General features: G+C 52.0%; 1 rRNA gene. It reads left to right on the forward strand.

The window, feature by feature from the left end:
* Positions 1-1415 (forward strand): 16S ribosomal RNA (locus G574_RS0110580); the annotation flags it as partial.

The following is a 1415-nucleotide window of genomic DNA, read 5'->3' on the forward strand; positions in this document are numbered from 1 at the left end:
GAGTAACGCGTAGGTAACCTGCCTGATAGCGGGGGATAACTATTGGAAACGATAGCTAATACCGCATAAGAGTCGTTAACACATGTTAATGATTTAAAAGGAGCAATTGCTTCACTATCAGATGGACCTGCGTTGTATTAGCTAGTTGGTGAGGTAACGGCTCACCAAGGCTTCGATACATAGCCGACCTGAGAGGGTGATCGGCCACACTGGGACTGAGACACGGCCCAGACTCCTACGGGAGGCAGCAGTAGGGAATCTTCGGCAATGGACGAAAGTCTGACCGAGCAACGCCGCGTGAGTGAAGAAGGTTTTCGGATCGTAAAGCTCTGTTATAAGCGAAGAACGGGAGTAAGAGTGGAAAGTTTACTCTGTGACGGTAGCTTATCAGAAAGGGACGGCTAACTACGTGCCAGCAGCCGCGGTAATACGTAGGTCCCGAGCGTTGTCCGGATTTATTGGGCGTAAAGCGAGCGCAGGTGGTTTAATAAGTCTGAAGTTAAAGGCATTGGCTCAACCAATGTACGCTTTGGAAACTGTTGAACTTGAGTGCAGAAGGGGAGAGTGGAATTCCATGTGTAGCGGTGAAATGCGTAGATATATGGAGGAACACCGGTGGCGAAAGCGGCTCTCTGGTCTGTAACTGACACTGAGGCTCGAAAGCGTGGGTAGCGAACAGGATTAGATACCCTGGTAGTCCACGCCGTAAACGATGAGTGCTAGGTGTTGGGTCCTTTCCGGGACTCAGTGCCGCAGCTAACGCATTAAGCACTCCGCCTGGGGAGTACGACCGCAAGGTTGAAACTCAAAGGAATTGACGGGGGCCCGCACAAGCGGTGGAGCATGTGGTTTAATTCGAAGCAACGCGAAGAACCTTACCAGGTCTTGACATCCCAGTGACCATCCTAGAGATAGGATTTCCCTTCGGGGCACTGGTGACAGGTGGTGCATGGTTGTCGTCAGCTCGTGTCGTGAGATGTTGGGTTAAGTCCCGCAACGAGCGCAACCCCTATTGTTAGTTGCCATCATTGAGTTGGGCACTCTAGCGAGACTGCCGGTAATAAACCGGAGGAAGGTGGGGATGACGTCAAATCATCATGCCCCTTATGACCTGGGCTACACACGTGCTACAATGGTCGGTACAACGAGTTGCGAGCTGGTGACAGTAAGCTAATCTCTTAAAGCCGATCTCAGTTCGGATTGTAGGCTGCAACTCGCCTACATGAAGTCGGAATCGCTAGTAATCGCGGATCAGCACGCCGCGGTGAATACGTTCCCGGGCCTTGTACACACCGCCCGTCACACCACGAGAGTTTGTAACACCCGAAGTCGGTGAGGTAACCATTTGGAGCCAGCCGCCTAAGGTGGGATAGATGATTGGGGTGAAGTCGTAACAAGGTAGCCGTATCGGAAGG

Source organism: Streptococcus hyovaginalis DSM 12219 (genome assembly GCF_000420785.1).
Taxonomy (GTDB): Bacteria; Bacillota; Bacilli; order Lactobacillales; family Streptococcaceae; genus Streptococcus; species Streptococcus hyovaginalis.